General features: G+C 47.4%; 11 protein-coding genes. 9 read left to right on the forward strand and 2 right to left on the reverse strand.

Features of this window, described 5'->3' with window-relative positions; translation table 11 throughout:
- Positions 1-50: 50 nt before the first annotated feature.
- Positions 51-209 carry a hypothetical protein gene (locus E5S67_RS08235; protein WP_172186578.1) on the reverse strand — a complete coding sequence of 53 codons (159 nt, stop codon included), beginning with the start codon at positions 207-209 and terminating at the stop codon, positions 51-53.
- Positions 210-264: 55 nt separating this feature from the next.
- On the opposite strand from E5S67_RS08235, the gene dnaK reads away from it, so the two are divergent.
- The 8 genes from dnaK (at position 265) to E5S67_RS08275 (ending at position 8,411) form a co-directional block, all read left to right on the forward strand.
- On the forward strand, positions 265-2,361 hold the full coding sequence (gene dnaK, locus E5S67_RS08240; protein ID WP_172186579.1) for a molecular chaperone DnaK: 2,097 nt from the start codon (positions 265-267) through the stop codon (positions 2,359-2,361).
- Between the two features lie 182 nt (positions 2,362-2,543).
- Positions 2,544-2,894, forward strand: a complete 351-nt coding sequence (locus E5S67_RS08245; protein WP_172186580.1) for a four helix bundle protein — start codon at positions 2,544-2,546, stop codon at positions 2,892-2,894.
- 69 nt (positions 2,895-2,963) lie between these two features.
- Complete coding sequence (locus tag E5S67_RS08250) at positions 2,964-4,178, forward strand: DnaJ C-terminal domain-containing protein (RefSeq protein ID WP_172186581.1); 1,215 nt, start codon at positions 2,964-2,966, stop codon at positions 4,176-4,178.
- A 383-nt stretch (positions 4,179-4,561) separates the two neighbouring features.
- Positions 4,562-6,997, forward strand: a complete 2,436-nt coding sequence (locus E5S67_RS08255) for a dynamin-like GTPase family protein (protein WP_172186582.1) — start codon at positions 4,562-4,564, stop codon at positions 6,995-6,997.
- A gap of 86 nt (positions 6,998-7,083) precedes the next feature.
- Positions 7,084-7,272 (forward strand): hypothetical protein, encoded by a 189-nt coding sequence (locus tag E5S67_RS08260; protein ID WP_172186583.1) that lies wholly within the window; start codon positions 7,084-7,086, stop codon positions 7,270-7,272.
- A 47-nt stretch (positions 7,273-7,319) separates the two neighbouring features.
- Positions 7,320-7,787, forward strand: a complete 468-nt coding sequence (locus E5S67_RS08265; RefSeq protein WP_172186584.1) for a KGK domain-containing protein — start codon at positions 7,320-7,322, stop codon at positions 7,785-7,787.
- 50 nt (positions 7,788-7,837) lie between these two features.
- The gene (locus E5S67_RS08270; protein WP_015179287.1) at positions 7,838-8,083 is read left to right on the forward strand and encodes an HNH endonuclease; all 246 of its coding nucleotides are present in this window, start codon (positions 7,838-7,840) and stop codon (positions 8,081-8,083) included.
- A 91-nt stretch (positions 8,084-8,174) separates the two neighbouring features.
- A complete protein-coding gene (locus E5S67_RS08275; protein ID WP_172186585.1) occupies positions 8,175-8,411 on the forward strand; it encodes a type II toxin-antitoxin system Phd/YefM family antitoxin in 237 nt (78 codons plus the stop codon).
- 110 nt (positions 8,412-8,521) lie between these two features.
- Here E5S67_RS08275 and E5S67_RS08280 read toward each other — a convergent pair whose 3' ends face one another.
- Entirely contained in the window at positions 8,522-12,334 is a 3,813-nt protein-coding gene (locus E5S67_RS08280) for a glycoside hydrolase family 2 TIM barrel-domain containing protein (protein ID WP_172186586.1), read from the reverse strand.
- A 240-nt stretch (positions 12,335-12,574) separates the two neighbouring features.
- On the opposite strand from E5S67_RS08280, the gene E5S67_RS08285 reads away from it, so the two are divergent.
- Positions 12,575-18,082 carry a PAS domain S-box protein gene (locus E5S67_RS08285; RefSeq protein ID WP_172186587.1) on the forward strand — a complete coding sequence of 1,836 codons (5,508 nt, stop codon included), beginning with the start codon at positions 12,575-12,577 and terminating at the stop codon, positions 18,080-18,082.
- The last annotated feature ends 56 nt before the right edge of the window (positions 18,083-18,138 follow it).

Raw genomic sequence — 18,138 nt, forward strand, 5'->3', positions numbered from 1 at the left:
TTAGTTTAGCAAAACGCAGTAGTTAATCAATTCTCAAATTTTTTTTGCTTTCAAAAGAAGGACATACACGGCTTTCCTAAGTTGACAATCCTACTCCTAAAGGCGATCGCCAATCCACCAGCGGAGCGATCGCACCCCAGGCTCAGCCGCAGGTGAGGCAATCCCCCCGCAGCCCCCGCTTCTCGACGCGGTACAATAAATGCAATCATACTTAACGCTGATATTGAAAAAGCTACACACAACGCCACAGGAGACAATGGACGTATGGGAAAAGTAGTTGGCATTGACCTCGGAACGACAAACTCAGTAGTAGCCGTCATGGAAGGCGGCAAACCGGTTGTGATTGCCAACGCAGAAGGGATGCGCACAACTCCCTCGGTGGTTGCTTTCACCAAGGAAGGAGAACGCCTTGTCGGACAGATGGCCAGACGCCAAACTGTTCTCAACCCGCAAAACACGTTTTACGCCGTTAAGCGGTACATCGGACGCAAATATACCGAACTGACTCCTGAATCGAAGCGCGTCCCTTACACAACTCGCCGCGACGAAAACGGGAACATCAAAGTCAAGTGTCCCCGCCTGAAAAAAGATTTTGCCCCAGAGGAAATTTCGGCGATGGTGTTGCGGAAACTGGCCGATGAAGCCAGCCGCTATCTGGGACAAGAGGTGACGGGGGCTGTAATTACTGTTCCGGCTTATTTCAACGACTCGCAGCGACAGGCGACGCGGGATGCAGGACGAATTGCCGGACTTGAAGTCAAGCGGATTTTAAATGAGCCGACAGCGGCTTCTTTGGCTTACGGTTTGGACAGGCGAGAAAGTCAAACTATTTTAGTGTTTGATTTGGGCGGCGGTACTTTTGATGTGTCGATTTTAGACGTTGGAGACGGAGTATTTGAAGTTAAAGCAACTAGCGGCGATACTCAATTGGGCGGCAATGATTTTGACTCCAAAATTGTTGATTGGTTGGCAGATCAATTCTTAGAAAAAGAAGGAATCGATTTGCGACGCAACCGCCAAGCTTTGCAGCGATTGATCGAAGCGGCAGAAAAAGCCAAGATTGAGCTGTCGGGAGTCGGTGTCACCGAGATTAATTTGCCGTTTATCGATGCGAATGAAGATGGGCCTTTGCATTTGGAAACGCGACTAACTCGCGGTCAATTTGAGGGGCTGTGCACAGATTTGGTGCAGCGGTTGCGGCGTCCGGTGAAACAAGCTTTGGCTGATGCAAATTTGAGTCCTTCTCGCATTGATGAAGTTGTGCTAGTCGGCGGTTCGACTCGCATTCCTTTGGTTCAGGAAGTTGTTCGCAGTTTGATCGATCGAGAACCCAATCAAAATGTCAATCCCGATGAAGTTGTGGCGGTGGGTGCGGCAATTCAAGCGGGGATTTTGGGTGGCGATGTCCGCGATGTGCTGCTGTTGGACGTGACACCGCTGTCGCTGGGCTTGGAAACAATCGGCGGGGTGATGAAAAAACTGATTCCTCGGAATACTACTATTCCCGTCAGGCGATCGGACATTTTTTCGACTGCTGAAAACAACCAAACTGTGGTAGAAATTCACGTAATCCAAGGGGAACGGGAATTAGGCCGGGATAATAAGTCTTTGGGACGGTTTAAACTAACTGGAATTCCGCCGGCACCGCGAGGGATTCCGCAGGTGCAAGTAGCTTTTGATATTGATGCTAACGGGATGCTGTTGGTGACTGCTTTGGACAAAACTACCGGCAGGGAACAAAGCATTACTGTGCAAGGTGCTTCGACGCTGACTCAGCAGGAAGTGAATCAAATGATTCGCGATGCGGAACAGTTTGCTCAAGCTGATAAGTTGCAGCGGGAAAAGGTAGAAAAACGCAATCGATCTGAAGCTTTAGCTTATCAAGCGGAGCGGCAGTTGCGAGAGGTAGCGCTCGATCGCGGAATGCAGTTTGCTCAAAGAAGTCGCCAGCGCATTGAAACTTTAATTCGGGAATTGCGAGACAGTTTGGAACGCAATGATGAGCGAGGAGTTGACCAAGTTGGTTCGGATTTGCAAGATGCTCTTTACGATTTGAGCCGGGAAGTTTCAGCTTTTGCTGATGATGACGATGATGATGATTTCTTTGAGTCTGTGAAGCGGACTTTTACGGGCGACGGTACCAAGCGGCGCAGCGATGACAGCAGCTATTATACCAATGCTAAACCGTATCGGCGATCGACTGTCGATCCAATTCCCGATCGTATGAACGATCGCATGGGCGATCGCATGGGCGATCGTTCATACGATCGCATGGGCGATCGTAGAAGCAGTGCTAATCGCCCAAGTCGCCCTTATCAAAATCAAAGTGACGATTGGGATGATGACGACGATTGGCTGTAATTGAAGGAAGAAGGAAGAAGGAAGAGGGAAGAAGGAAGAAGGAAAATAGCGGATTTTCAGCAGAGAATTTGTGACTGTTCTTTTCCTAATTCTTCTCAGATCCTTTCTTTCTCCTCTCCTACACTAGACTTCTTTGAATTAGATAAAGATTACTATGATAAGTAAGGAGAAAATTATGTTATATGACCCATAGAGAACAATACATCTGGCAGCGGGGTATTTATCTTTGTCAACTTTGCTACGAATTAACTAAATCTTTTCATTCGTCTGAAATTTATGGTATTACCAGTCAAATTCGCCGTGCATCTGTATCAGTACCAGCTAACATTGCGGAGGGATATGGGCGTGTTACTAGACAAGAGTATATTCGATATTTGCGAATAGCTCTCGGTTCGCTCAGAGAACTGGATACTCATCTAGTGATTTCTGAAAGAGTAGGGTTAGCAGCACCAGAAAAAATCTCACCAGTTATAAAAGAAGCAGATGAACTCACGCGATTAATTGTCAGTACAATCAACAAACTACAAGGATAAAACCTCATCCTTCATCCCTCATCCTTCTTCCTTCTTCCTTCTTCCTTCTTCCTTCTTCCTTCTCTAACTATGCAGAATTTTCGCAATTACTATCTAATTTTGGGAGTACCCAAAGATGCCACGGCTGATGAGATTAAGAAAGCCTATCGACGGCTGGCCAGACAGTTGCACCCTGACGTAAATCCGGGGGATAAATCTGCTGAAGATAGGTTTAAGGATATTAATGAAGCTTACGATATTCTTTCCGATATTGACAAGCGAGCTCAATACGATCAGTTTAGTAAATTTTGGAAACAAAAGGGATTTCAAGGCAAGCAAGGGGTGCGACTTCCCAATTTCAAAACTTGGGGAAACGGTAAAGCTACCCGCAAAAAACCGGCCGAAGATGTCGATTTTAGCGATTACTCTGATTTTAATAAATTTTTGGATCAAGTGCTCGGAAGGCGCCGGGAAGTGAGGATGGCGACGGCGAATGATGCACCGCGATCAGCTTCTTATGAACCGTGGAGTACGGCTTCTAAGAAAACGAGTTATGTAGCTAATTCTAGGGAAGATAGAAGGGATGTGGACGATCGCGACACCAGAAGGGAAACAGTCGATCGCGACACCAGAAGGAATATGGTCGATCGCGACACCAGAAGGGATGTGGACGATCGCGAAATGCGACGGGAAGCAGTCGATCGCGAAATGCGACGGGAAGCAGTCGATCGCGAAATGCGACGGGAAACAGTCGATCGCGAAATGCGACGGGAAACAGTCGATCGCGAACCCAGAAGAGACATTGAGGCCAGGCTGACTCTGCCTTTGGAAAGGGCTTATTCGGGCGGTACTGAGCGAATTCGTCTGGAAGATGGGCGATCGATCGAGGTAAATATGCCTCCGGCGATGGTATCGGGCCAGCGGATTCGCTTGCGAAATCAAGGTATGGGCGGCGGGGATTTATATTTGAAAATCACAGTTTCTCCCCATCCATTTTTTCGATTGGAAATGTCGGATATTTGCTGCGAATTGCCGCTGACTCCCAGCGAAGCGGTGTTGGGGGGAGATATTGAAGTGCCGACGCTGGACGGTCTGGTAAAGATGAAATTGCCGTCTGGAGTAACGTCTGGAAAGCGGTTGCGGCTGGCTAACAAGGGTTATCCGACGGGAAATGGCGATCGGGGCGATCAATTGGTAGAAATTCAGGTGTTAATTCCCAAAGAAATTAGTGAGGAGGAACGGGAATTATACGAAAAGTTGCGGCAGGTTGAGTCTTTTAAACCGCGTCAGGATTTATCGGTTTAATGTAGGGTACGCAATGGGGAAGTTTAATTTTTTAGGGCGCAATAATGCGCACTTTACTACTAATTTTGTGCGAAAAATTAGGAGATGCTTAGCTAAATTTTACTGACATATCAGATTTAGCCACTTGGCTGTAAATAGATGATATCAAATCCGTGGGTATAGCAATTATTCATCTCTCTCTTCTCTTCCTCAGCGCCCTCTGCGGTCTCTGCGCTTTAATCATTCCGAAACAACCGTAAACGATATGATTTGTCGCCACAATAGCCGATCGCACTTTCAGCAATTCTGGATCGCATAAGTAAAATTACTGTTGTGATTATTCCTGAACTAGCAGAGAATTAACAATAAGGTAATTTTCCCACAATCAGGAGCAGTCTGCCGCGATGACTCAAATGCCCCCTCAATGCAACAATCTGCAAGAGCAAGTTGAATCTTTACTGCAACTGCTGCGTCAGGAATCGTCTTTGCGACAACAAGATATCACGGCGGTACAAGCTTCTCTGAAAAAAGCAATTTCTCCCCAATTTGAGATTGTATTTGCGGGTGCTTTCAGTGCCGGAAAATCGATGCTGATTAATGCTTTGCTGGAGCGAGAATTGCTCTACAGTGCAGAAGGACACGCGACAGGTACTGAATGTTATATCGCCTTTGCTGAGCCGGAAAAAGAGCGCGTTGTTCTCACTTTTTTGAGTGAATTTGAGATTAGCCAGCAAGCTTCTGTGCTTTGCGATCAGCTAGGTTTACCTACTGAACTTAATATTAATCAAACAGATGTAGTGTCCCTGTTGTCTCAGGGATGTAACATAATTATTGAGACGGAAGGCGGCGAGAATAAATCGGAGATAGCCAAACAAGCTAAGGCTTTGATGCTGCTGTTAGAAGGTTTTAAAGCAAATCGCGATCGCATCCAAAGTGTAGAAAACGCTACCTACTCGATGGAACAGTTTAACTTTTCCAATCTCAAAGAAGCTGCTAGTTATGCCCGTCGCGGTAGCAACAGTGCTGTACTCAAACGAGTTGAATATTACTGTTATCATCCCTTGCTGGAAGATGGCAATATTATTATCGATACGCCGGGAATTGATGCGCCGGTGCAGCGGGATGCAGAATTGACTTATGATAAGATTGAAAGCCCCGATACTTCGGCGGTTGTCTGCGTTTTGAAAGCCGCTTCGTCTGGGGAAATGACGACGGAAGAAACCGAGTTGATGGAAAAAACACGGGGAAATCCTGGAATTCGCGATCGGCTTTTTTACATTTTTAACCGCATCGACGATACTTGGTACAACACACAACTGCGACAGCGCTTAGAAAATCTGATTAATTCCGACTTTCGCGATACTGCCAGAGTTTACAAAACTAGCGGATTGTTGGGCTTTTACGGGAGTTTGATTCGAGGGACAACAGGGCGCGATCGCTTTGGTTTAAATACAATCTTTGCCACCAGCCAAGGGCGAGTTTCTGGAGATGATAAATTAGATTCAGAATTGCTCGGTAATAGTGAAGAGACTCCGCAATTTGTTAGTGAATTTAATCGCTACTGTGCGAATTCCGGCAAGCTATCTCCAAGCAGATTTCGGATTTCAGTTAACAGCTACGAAACACCCAATGAAAACTACGTGCGGATTCTTGCAGAGCAAGGACAACCATTAATTTCTCAATTAATTCAAGATAGCGGGATCGAAGATTTTCGCACAGCCATCACCCGTTACCTCACAGAAGAAAAACGCCCGCAACTGTTCAAAAATTTAGCTGACGACTTAGAAGATTTGTGCATTCAACTGCGGAAACATTACCAAACAATTCAGCGGAATTTGGACAGCCAGCCCCGCGAAATTGAAGCGATGAAAGCACAAGAACTTTTGCGGCTAAACCAAGAGTTGCAGCAAGTCGGACAGGATTTTCGGGAACATATCGCCGAAGAAGTCAATGAAATGATTATGAACAGATGCGATATTTTCGATATAGACTTTCGGCAACTGCAATCTCGGATGATCCGCCGCTTGGATGAATTGTTAGATGGATTTTCTGTTGAGGCGGCTTACGGACGCACTTTGCGGAATCATCCCCGCAATGCCACAGCACCTTTAATTGCTGTTTTAGTTGAAGCACTTTATTATTTAGCGAATCAGTTGGAAGATATTTTAGTAGAGGCTACTAAGTCACTGGTTGATAATTATTTCCAGTATTTGAAAGATAGCGTTCGCAAGTCGGAATACTATCGATTACTCTATCGGTTGTTGGGGAACGACGGGGGAATTGAACAGCAGTTAGAGGAGTTATCAAAGCGGGTTTCTGATGCTTTGGTAAATGCGGCGGGCGTTGAGTGCGATCGCTACGTGCGAGAAAGTCCCCGTTTTTACGACGAAGGCACCTTTTCAATTTATCAATTCCGGGAAACATTGCAGCAAACATCTCAAGGTTTCGACTGCGAAAACATGGTGGACGCCCAACCGGCAATTCGGCAATTATTAAGGCTAGATTTCGAGCCAAAAGTATCTAGAACTATTCGGCAAACTTTCCGCCAAACTGTCAACCAAACCCTGAAAGAGCATTTGTTGCCGCTGGCCCAAAAGCAAGCTGATGATATTTTGCAGAAATACAGTCAAGCCCGCGATTACTTGGAGCAAACTTTGGCACAGGAAGCGGAGGAAAAGATTGCTGGGAATCTGCGGCGGCAAGCTGAGAATGAGCAAAAGATTCAAGAGTACGATCGGGCGGTTTCTGGGATTAATAGTTGTTTGCAGGCGATGAAGTTGCACGAGCATTTGTTGCCTGTAATTGGACAAAATGATAGCGTTTCGGTGGATGGTGAATGATTGGAAATCCGGGTGAATTATATTCACCTGGTTTCTTTATTGTGTTTATTGTGATATAATAGCCAACACAGAGCGACTTTAATCCTATGAACATTCGCCAAAAACTTCTAACAATAATCGAGCAACTTTCCGAGGATAAGTTAGCAACACTTCTCAAGCTAGCCGTGTTCTTGACAAAAGGGAAAGAATCTGTTCCACCGCTGCTTGCATCCCAAGCTTATCAGGATTGGCTGAGTGCGAAAAATGACATTTATGACGCACTATTTGCAGACTGAACCCTCCAAAATTCGCGTTCATTCGCGTTCATATGCGGTTAAAACTCATGGCTAAAAAACCTATTAGGTTAGATATCAATATGGAAGATAAATTTGATTTTCACAACTGCGGTAATGATGATGCTTTATCTTTTGGTAACGCAATGCTTAAAATAGAAACACTCAAGAAAACAGTAAATAAAGTTTTGCCTGAAAATGGGTTAGGAGAGACACTTAATCGTTCGTTAAGCCAACAGAATCTAAATATTGATGTCGGTTTAACTACTGACCAAACACGTTATTTATATGAGAAATGGTTTGGTGAAGGTATAGATTGTGAAATTCTCAGAGTGGGTGCTAATGGCTGGAAGAAAGGAAAGATTAAGCTCAAACTCAATGTCACTATAGAGTTTTGCCCTGACGAACCCGAAGTCGAAGAAACACCAGAAAACAACGAGTCAGAAACTAGCCAACCAGAATCCCCCCTCGATGATTTGCGCCGCCAACTTCTCAATCAAGAAAACTCACCCAGCTAATCCATCAAACATCCGCGTTAATTCGCGTTCATCTGCGGTTAAAAATCATCATGTCTAAAACCCCTAGAATCCCGATTCCCCCAGAAGTCAGAAAATATGTATTTACTCGCAATAAATACCAATGCCAAAGCTGCGGCCAAACCAAGCTAGAAACCCAACTGACGATCGATCATATCATCCCCCTAGCGCGCGGCGGCAGCAACGACATCAGCAACTTGCAAACCCTCTGCGGCACCTGCAACCAAAAGAAAACTGACAAACTAGACCCCCGCTTCCGTCGTCACTTTGACCTGTAATATTTAACAGTATAATAAAATCAGCAATTTAAGCTTGAAATTGCTAACCTCTGTTCGATCGTACTTTTAATCCCTAGCTTGGATAACTGCAATGCTGACAAAAACAGTTGACGTGCAAGAAGCACAGACAAATTTAAAAGAGTTATTATCTCTAGCACTTAAAGGCATAGAGGTTGTTCTCACAGAAGGTGGCATTCCCCTTGTCCGTTTAGCACCCATCGCATCCCCAACTAAGCAGCGTACAGCAGGATTGCACGCAGGAGCAATCTGGACAAGTAATGATTTTGATGAACCATTACCAGACGAATTTTGGACAGGGAATCTATGATATTACGGCTGGATACTCATACCTTCATATTGTACTTTTACCTTTAATATCACGCCTCAAATCATTCATAACATCCGCGTTAATCCGCGTTAATCTGCGGTTCAAAAATCCTACCATCGATAATACCGATAAGGATCGTCCCCATTCTCAAAATCCTTCTTGTAATCCCAGTGATAAAACTCCCGACTCGAACCGTTAAACACAGATTCATCCGCCTTAAAACTCGCCCCTAAATTAGCCATAATCTGAGCATTTGCCCTGGTTTGCCGCCAGCGAGTAAAACGCAAATAAGTCTTAGTATCAGCATTTAAACTGTCCGGTTCAATCTGAGAAAAAATCGCCACACCCTTGCCCACTTTTAGCCGACTTAACAAACCGTCAGCGCCGATTTCTCCCCCAGACTTAATCAACCAAGTATCATAAAAAGAGCGCGATCGCAAATCTGAAGCACTAACCCCCTTCACCTCATCCCAACTCGGAACCGCCAGCGAACCCCCGAAATCCTGCGCTTGCTGCAAACCCACGCCCAAACCCGCAACAGGCACTTGACGCGGCAAGAAAAACGCCTTCCCACCAGCATTCAAATAACCGCGCAAATCTGCATCTTTCAGATTCGCATCTGTCCCCACAATTGCCAAACCAACATCATTATAAAGCGAATTAGCGCGCTGATAAATTACCCCCAGACTGTCCAACTTCTGCGCATCCCCATCTCCCCCAATTAAAACCACTTTATCCGGCTTTCCAACCACCGGAGAATTCATCCCGTAACTCACAATTTGTTGCAGTAACTGCGCCGCCCCAGCATCTACAGAATAATGGTCTTCCAAATCCAACTCGTTTAAAATCAACCGCCCTTTTCCGTAATCCAATTCCATCAGTGGCGAATAAGCTAAATCAAACTCAGATTCCAAAATTGGGCGCCAACCGCTGCGGTGCGGCTTCTCAATAGAAGCGCTGCTGACACCGCCGCGATTTCCCCAATGCCAGCCGTACCAATGTTTATTTGCCGGACTCAAATTGGGGCCAGTTTGGATCGTATCTGGATAAGCTTCAAGCAGCGTGCTTTCCCCCACCCAATCCCGCAAATCTTCACTGTCTAAACCGCTAATTGCGGGATGGTTGCTGTTAACTGGATAAGCGCGGCGGCTGACGTGGGCAGCAACCCGGAAACCCGTATTTTCCAGCCATTCCCAGCGCTGAGGAAACACAATTGCTTTGCCGCCGTTTCGCACAAAACTTTCTAAACTTCCCGGCAAATTTTCTCCGCTAGAAAATGCTTCCCTACCGATAATTAATAGCGATGAAACTTGCGAACCATTCCACGGTACAAGCTGATGACCTAATTCTTTTAACATTGCCGATGTTTTGCCCGCTGGATCGAAGATTGTCACCGAATCTTTAATGTTGGGTGGATTGGGGAAAACCCGGAAAGCAAATGTATCAGAATGCGATCGCTCGCCCACTCGCGCAGTCAAGCGAATTTCGCCGTCAGCCTTGCTAGAAATGGTATTTGGCAAATTTACGTCTATTGGAAAAAACAGCGTTCCTGCCGACTCAATCGTCCCTTTTGCCTCGCCTTTATTTAGTTCTTTCCCCCCCACCAAAACCCGCCAATTAAACGAAAATTCTTGTGGCGCCCGCGTATCGTTAATTAACACTACTTGCTTTGCCAGTTTTCCGCCCACAAACAAATTGCGATCTTTCGCAGTAAAAACCGGGCTAGCACCAGCAATCCAAGCCAAAGTGGAGCTATTATTCTTCATAATTGCCTCGCCCCCAGGATGAACAGTGTAACCTTCTGGCTGCAAATAATTCAAAAGATTATTCGAGACTTGCTTCAAATAAACTCCCCGGCGACCAGGTTGAAAGGGCCCAATATCTACCTTATTTTTGCCAGCCTCGGAAACTTCCCAACCGTGTCCGTCATTCCAAGGAATCATCCCGCCAGACATTGCCAAAGTCCGCCAACTCCGCCAAGTATTTGTACTGAATAACTCCTGCAACTTTTGAAAAGCTGGTGCAAAATCTAACTCTTGTTTAAAATGCCAGCTTTGATACTCCTGACCCTTAACAAATTGCTCGCGAATTGTAGCTTTATAAGCGGCAGTTTCCAACTCGTAAGCCTGCTTGCCAAAATAAATTGCCGCAAACTCAGTCATCCAAGGTTCGCTGAGAATTGCCTGACCAAAACCTTTGCGGCCCCGCATTATCGTTGCGTGCAGAGGAGTCCCAAACTCGACTGCCATGTAGGGCCTTTCCCCGGTTTTGCTCCACTCAGAAATCCACTCTTCCCGTTCTTGCAAGGGAATCATATTTAAATAAGTATTCAGGGCATAAACATCGCCGAAGTTGGCGCCTTGGTGTACCATCACAGGTCTGGTTGGGTCAGCCGATTTAATCGCAGCTATAGCGTCATTTCCTAGGGGAGTGTTGGCCCGCAAACGCTGGTTTTCCGAGGGACTGAGAGTTCCTTCTACCTTGCTTTTGCCGATGCGACGGGGATTTAGGTCGTCACCGTTGCCGAAAAAATTAGGACTTGTCGCCCACATTAATACTGATGGATGATTGCGGTAGCGGCGCATTTCAGTCACCATTCGGGCTTTCCAGCGGTTTTTCCACAGGGGGTTCTTCCACTTGCCGTTCCAAGCGATAGGACTAATGTCTAAAGCGGGAGCCATAATTGGAAAACCTTTGAGGTCTGCTCTTTCCGCAAATAACTCTCGGAAGTGCCACCTACCCCGTTCGTCGTGATTCCAAGGCCACATTTCTGTTATGTTAAAACCGGCTTTTACGTAGCCATCAATTAGGCTGTCAGAAACTTCTACTGTCCCGCCTTGCCAAGAATCCGAGTGCAAGTTTGGTCGCAGCCGAAATTCAGTTCCATTTAAGAAAAATTTGCGCCCTTCTATCCAAAATTCGCGGAAGCCAAAAGGTTGGTCGTATTGCGTGTTAACGCCGCTACCTTTTACTTCTAATTGCAGGGTGTAAAGGTTTGGTTTAGCGACCTCCCAAATACGGGGATTTGGCCAATTCCACTGGACTTGTACGGTTTGAATTGCTTTAGCTTTAACCCTGGCGGTTCCGGTGAATTTTTGTTCGACTTTGCCTTGGTCGTCTAGCATTTGTGCGATTAATTCAACTTGACCGCTTTGGGCAACGTCTTTGAGTTCTATATCTAATTTAACTTGCTTTTTTCTGGTGGAAGTTTGGACGAACACGTCGCTAATTAGCGGGCCTGGAGGAACGGCCAGAAGTCGCACTTCGCCGATGATTCCCCGCGATTGCAACTTGGATTTTTCTGTGTAGATTTCAGTGGGACCCATGATGACGGCTTTTTCCTTTTCGTCGGATACTGCCACGACTAAAATAGACAGGGTGTTTTGACCTAGTTTTGCTGCTTTGGTAATTTCAATAGTGCCGTAAGGCCATGCGATTTGACCGCAGTTAATGCCGTTGACAAAGATGACTGCATCGGTGCTGACTCTGGCTAAGTCGATAAAAACTCGGCGGTTTCTCCAGTTGTCGGGAATGTCTATATTTCTCTGATACCAAGCTTTTGATAGTTGTTGGCTGTTAAAGTTTTCCCAATCTTTGCCGGTGCCGCGAGTGATGATTCCGGGTACGGATTGGTTGTTTTCTTTTTGCCAGTCTCCGGGCACTGAGATGGAACCCCAACTTGGAGAGACGGGGGGTTTTTGGGAGTTGCCAAGTGCCGGGACAAATTGCCAAGTTCCGTTGAGATATATTTGGTCGCGTTTGTTGTCGATCGCGCCGACAGCCGCGATGGTAAGATTGGGGAAGCCGATCGACATCGCTGAATTGCTGGCCGAGTTAGGATTTTGAAGCGCGTAACCGACGAATCCAAAGAGGGTGGCGGCTGCGAAAAATAATCCGATAATTTTTGCCAGCTTGTTATTCACTCGCTTATTACTCCCAGAAATTAGCCGATCGAATTTGTCCCTTCATCTAGAATAGCAGTTTATTTAGCACTAATCCCGCTGCAAATCTGTCGCGGGGAAGATGACACAGCGCCGACAAATGTGGTTTTCTAGAGAAAAAATAGATGATAAGTTTTAACTTAGTTTTAGCTTAGTTTTAACAAGGTTGTTTCATCGACATAAGCAATAGTGCGATCGCGCCAGCGCTACAGGTCAAAAAAAATGAGCCAGTTTGAGGTCTTGCCCTTACCCATTCAATCTTACAGCATTGCTACATTTAGTGCCGGCACGGCTTTACTGCTGACCGCTCTGTTATTGTTTTCATTCAATGTCGCTCCTGCAATCTTACTTTTGACCGCAGCAGTGGTTAGCGCTTGGTATGCTGGCTTAAAGTCCGCAGAAAAAGAATTAGAAATAGAACGTAAAATTAGTTCAAAAGTAATTGACACGACGGCTTCCTTGATTGTAGTTCTCGATAGCCAAGGACGGATTGTCCGCTTCAACCAAGCTTGCGAAAAAACCACAGGCTACTCGACAGCAGAAGTTGTCAATAAATATGTGTGGGATTTGTTTTTAATTACGGAAGAAATAGAACCAGTTAAAACAGTTTTTAGCGAACTCAAAGCAGGACATTTTCACAGCGAATATCAAAACTATTGGCGCACTAAAAAGGGCGATAAACGCTTAATTTATTGGTCGAATACTGTGACGACCGATGGCGCGGGCTTGGTAGAATATGTGATAGCAACTGGCATCGATATTACTGACCGCCAAAAAGCAGAAATAGCCCTGGCTTTATCCTACACTAAGCTAGAAAGCCACGTCAAAGAGCGCACAGCAGAACTAACAGTAGCTAAAGAAGCGCTGCAAGCTCAAGAAGAACGATTTCGCTGTTTAAGTTCCTGTTCGCCGGTCGGCATTTTTATGGCCGATTTTGAGGGTCGCTACACCTACGCAAACCCTCACTGTCAGGCTATTTGCGGCTTGAGTTTGGCAGAACTTTTAGGAGACGGTTGGGAGAATTGCATCCACCCGGAAGACTGCGATCGCGTATTAGCCCGATGGCTGGATTATACTCGGGAAGGTGGGGAATATGCGATCGAGTATCGCTTGCAAACACCAGAGGGGATTGTGCGCTGGATTAACGTTTGTTCCTCGCGGATGTTCTCCGACTCCGGCGAACTCATCGGATACGTGGGTACGGTGAGAGATATCACGGAAAGACAACAAGCGCAAGCAGCTTTGGCAAGCAGCGAACAGCAACTGAGAACGCTGCTAGAAAATACGCCAGATATCATTATCCGCACGAACAAAAAACTGCGTTATATGTATGTCAACAAAGCAGTTGAAACAAGCCAAGAAAAACCGCTTTCATTCTTCCTGGGAAAAACCAGTCAAGAAATAGGAGTGCCGCCGGACCTGTGCCAGGTGTGGGATGAAACGCTGCATAAAGTGTTAGAAACAGGTCGAGAAGAAATCATCGAATTTCAGGCTTTCTCAACCAACGGTATCCGAAGTTATCAATCCCGCGTAGTTCCAGAATTTGGCAAAGACGGCGTACCAGAATCCGCCTTAATTGTCGCCCGCGATATCACAGAACTCAAACTTGCAGAAACTCAAAGATTTCAGTTAACAATCGAGCAAGCAGCGAGAGAAAAAGCGGAAATAGAACAGCAGCGCTCGGCATTTTTAGCAGAAGTCAGCAAAATGCTGGCTGATGCGTTTGACGGGGAAACGGTGCTGCAAAAGGTAGCAGAATTAGCAGTAAATTCGATCGCCGACGGGTGCTGCATTCATTTGACCGAAACCGACTCAAAAGTGCGTCGAGTCGCTGCAGCTCACGCAGAAGCCTCTATAGTTGATACTCTGAATAACTTGAGAATCCGCAGTCCGATCGCCGACAATGCTACTAACGGCTATCCGCTGGTAATCCGCACCGGAACATCCGAACTAATTGCCGAAGTGGATGAGGAAATTTTAGCAGCAGGATGCGAAAATGCAGCAGAAATAGAAATATTGCGATCGCTCAATATGGGATCGCACGCTTGCGTACCGCTGAAAGCGCGCGGGCGGGTAATGGGTTGCATCACTTGCTTTACCTCAAAGTTGGGCCGCCGCTACAGTGCAGAAGACATGGCAATGCTAGAAGATTTAGCATACCGCGTCGCGATCGCCCTCGACAACGCCAGACTTTATGCAGAAGCGCAGCAAGCACTATCTCAAACAGCGCAATCCTTTGCCTTAATTGACGCGCTGTTAGAAGCATCTCCCCTAGCGATTTGCTTTATGGATCGCGAAATGCGCTTCATCCGTATCAATCAAGTATTAGCAGAACTCAACGGTTTGCCGATAGAACAGCATCTCGGCCAAGACTTTCGCCAATTGTTGCCAGAACATGCAGCAAAATTTGCGCCGATAATTCAGCAAGTTTTAGAAACAGGTCAGCCTGTTTTAAACTTAGAAATGAGCGGGGAACCTGATGGGAAACCGGGATATTTCGGTTACTGGCTCGCCAACTACTACCCAGTGAAAAATGAAAGAGAAGAAATAATCGGAGTCGGCCTAATTATCACAGATATAACCGCAGCCAAACAAACAGAATTAGCTTTGCGGGAAAGCGAAATGCGCTGCCGCAGCGTGGTAGAATCTAACATGATCGGCATCGGTTTCTGGGATGCCAACGGCGAAGTTACTGACGCTAACGACGCCTTGCTGGAAATGATCGGATATACGAGGGAAGACTTAGTTTCTGGACAGATCCGCTGGATCGAACTCACAGCGCCGGAATATCTAGAACTCGATCGCATCGCCTTGGCGCAAGTCGAAGCAGAAGGAAGTTGCGCGCCTTTTGAAAAAGAATATCTCCGCAAAGACGGCACGCGCTTCCCAGTTTTTGTTGGCGGCGGAAACTTCCAAGGATGCAAAGACAAAGGAGCATTCTTCGTACTAGATATCACCGATCGCAAACAAGCCCAAAACCAACTTCTAGAAAACGAAATACGTCTTCGCCGCCAACTAGCAGAACTCGACTTAGTTTACAACACCACACCAGTCGGGCTGTGCTTTGTCGATACCAATTTGCGCTACATCCGCATCAACGAATGCCTCGCTCAGATCAACGGCCGCTCGATCGCAGAGTACCTCGGGCGCACCGTTAGAGAAGCGAGTCCGGAAATCGCCGATATGCTAGAGCCGATTTACCGCCAAGTGCTGGCGACGCAAACCCCCGTGCTCGACTTGGAAATTAAGGCCGAAACCCTGCAACAGCCCGGAGTTTTGCGGGATTGGCAAATCAGCTTTTACCCCGCGATCGATGAATCCGGAACACTGCTGGGAGTCAGCACCGTGGTTGCGGAAATCACCGATCGCAACCAAGCAAAACGAGTAGTGCAGCAAAGCGAAGCCATATTCCGGCGGCTGTTCGAGTCAAATATTTTCGGAGTCGCGATCGGCGATTTGAGCGGCCGCATCGCCTACGCCAACCAATCCCTGCTCAACATGGTCGGCTACACCCGCTCAGATTTGCTCTCCGGTCAAATGCGGTGGGACAGGATGACCCCCCCCGAATACCTGCACCTCGACGCCGTGGCGGCGCAAGAACTGCGAGTTAAGGGAGTCGCAACTCCTTTCAAGAAAGAGTACATCCGCAAAGATGGCAGCCGCGTGCCGATTCTGATGGGCGGCACGATCCTGTGCCCGGACGCTCGCGAACCAGAGACGATCGTCGCATTTTACATCGACTTGACCGAGATATCGCGGGTGGAAGCAGAACTCAAAAAGAATCAAGAACGGCTGCAAATCGCTCAGCAAGCAGGCAAAATCGGAACTTTTGAATGGAACGTCCAAACCGACGATCTCGCGTGTACGCCGGAATTAGAGGCTTTGTACGGGCTGCCGATCGGCGCTTTAGACAGCTATCAAAGTTGGGCCCAAATACTGCATCCAGACGATCGCGCTGTTACCGAACAGCAGGTAAAAGCTGCGGGGGCTTCCGGGGAGGAATTAAACATTGAGTTCCGCATTTGCCGCCCCGACAAAAGCGTGGGCTGGATTGCTTGCAGGGCTAAGGGGTTTCCCGACGATCGCGGTTTGCCTTGGCGGACGATCGGAGTGAACGTCGATATCACCGATCGCAAACAAGCAGAAGCAGCGCGATCGCACCTCAATCAAACTTTGGAAGCCTTGATTCAGGCTTGTCCCCTGGCAATTACCGTTTTGAGTACCGACGACGGCACTGTGAAAATGTGGAACCCAGCCGCCGAGAGGATTTTTGGCTGGTCCGAATCAGAGGCGGTAGGTCAATTTGCGCCCAGCGTTCCCGCAGACAAGCGGGAGGAATTCATGGCGAATTTGAAACGAATTCGCCAAGGAAACGCGATCGCCGACATGGAAACCCAGCGCCAAAGGAAAGACGGCAGCTCGATCGACATCAGTTTGTGGGCAACTCAAGTCCGCGACAGCAACGGGAACATCAACTGTATGTCGATCGTCACCGACATCAGCGATCGCAAGCAACTGGAGGCCCAACGCGCTCAGTTGCTCGATCGCGAACAGGCCGCGCGGGTCCAAGCAGAAGCCATCAACCGCCTGAAAGACGAATTTCTAGCCACTCTTTCCCACGAATTGCGCACGCCTCTAAATGTGATTATGGGCTGGGCACAGAGGTTGCGCACCCGCCCGTACACCGCAGAGGATTTAGCTTCCGGTTTGGAAGCGATCGAGCGTCAGTCGAGGGTGCAGGTGCAGGTAGTGGAAGATTTGCTCGATGTTTCCCGGATTATTCAAGGTAAGCTGGCTCTGAAACCCGGCTGGTTCATCATGAGACAGACGATTGAGTTTGCTCTGAGATCAGTTCGTTTGGCGGCCAAGGCTAAGTCTGTCACCGTTTCCTCAGAATTTGACCCCGCAGTCAGCTTGATGTGGGGCGACGCCCCGAGGGTGCAGCAGGTAGTGTCGAATTTGCTGACTAACGCCGTCAAGTTTACGCCTTCGGGGGGAAATGTGGAACTGCGCTTATCGGCGGTAGCTGTTACCGATTCCTCATCACCTAATTACGTGCAAATTACTGTCAGCGATACCGGAAAGGGCATTTCCCAAGAGTTTCTGCCCTACGTGTTCGATCGCTTTCGACAAGCAGACGGCTCGATTACTAAGCATCAAAACGGTTTGGGACTGGGATTGGCGATCGTCCGGCACTTGGTGGAACTCCACGGTGGCACTGTGACTGCGGAAAGTCCCGGTAAAAACAAGGGTGCGACATTTACGGTGAAACTGCCGCTCAAACAGCGTCGGAAATATCAGTCAAAGTTGAGAGAGGAAAGCAAATCCCCTCAAATCCGTCCGGGTATTTTGGCAGGTTTAAAGGTATTGGTAGTTGACGGCGAACCCGACAACCGCGAGTTTTTGATTGTGGCGATCGAAGAGTTGGGGGCGACTGCGACTGCGGCTGCTTCGGCTGCAGAGGCGATCGACATTTTACAGCAGTCGCCGCCGGATATTTTAGTCAGCGATATCGCTATGCCCGTTGAGGACGGCGACTCGCTGATCCGCAAAGTGCGATCGTCCGCATCCGACAAAATCAAGCGCTTGCCGGCCGTGGCGCTGACAGCTTATGCTAGCGAACAAGACCGCGAACAGGCGATCGCCGCCGGTTACAACGAACACTTAACAAAGCCGATCGAACCCGCTGTATTCGCCGCCGTTTTAGCCAAGTTAACAAATTTGCAGTAACGCGATCGGGCGTTACTGCAAACTCTGACTCTTGTAAACTAAACAACCAAAAGTGC

The organism is Microcoleus asticus IPMA8, assembly GCF_013179805.1.
In the GTDB taxonomy this organism is placed as follows: Bacteria; Cyanobacteriota; Cyanobacteriia; order Cyanobacteriales; family Microcoleaceae; genus Microcoleus; species Microcoleus asticus.

Bases quoted from the DNA above. Each gene is read 5' to 3' on its own strand.
- E5S67_RS08235 (WP_172186578.1), bottom strand. From the start codon at position 209: ATGATTGCATTTATTGTACCGCGTCGAGAAGCGGGGGCTGCGGGGGGA.
- dnaK (WP_172186579.1), top strand. From the start codon at position 265: ATGGGAAAAGTAGTTGGCATTGACCTCGGAACGACAAACTCAGTAGTA.
- E5S67_RS08245 (WP_172186580.1), top strand. From the start codon at position 2,544: ATGACCCATAGAGAACAATACATCTGGCAGCGGGGTATTTATCTTTGT.
- E5S67_RS08250 (WP_172186581.1), top strand. From the start codon at position 2,964: ATGCAGAATTTTCGCAATTACTATCTAATTTTGGGAGTACCCAAAGAT.
- E5S67_RS08255 (WP_172186582.1), top strand. From the start codon at position 4,562: ATGACTCAAATGCCCCCTCAATGCAACAATCTGCAAGAGCAAGTTGAA.
- E5S67_RS08260 (WP_172186583.1), top strand. From the start codon at position 7,084: ATGAACATTCGCCAAAAACTTCTAACAATAATCGAGCAACTTTCCGAG.
- E5S67_RS08265 (WP_172186584.1), top strand. From the start codon at position 7,320: ATGGCTAAAAAACCTATTAGGTTAGATATCAATATGGAAGATAAATTT.
- E5S67_RS08270 (WP_015179287.1), top strand. From the start codon at position 7,838: ATGTCTAAAACCCCTAGAATCCCGATTCCCCCAGAAGTCAGAAAATAT.
- E5S67_RS08275 (WP_172186585.1), top strand. From the start codon at position 8,175: ATGCTGACAAAAACAGTTGACGTGCAAGAAGCACAGACAAATTTAAAA.
- E5S67_RS08285 (WP_172186587.1), top strand. From the start codon at position 12,575: ATGAGCCAGTTTGAGGTCTTGCCCTTACCCATTCAATCTTACAGCATT.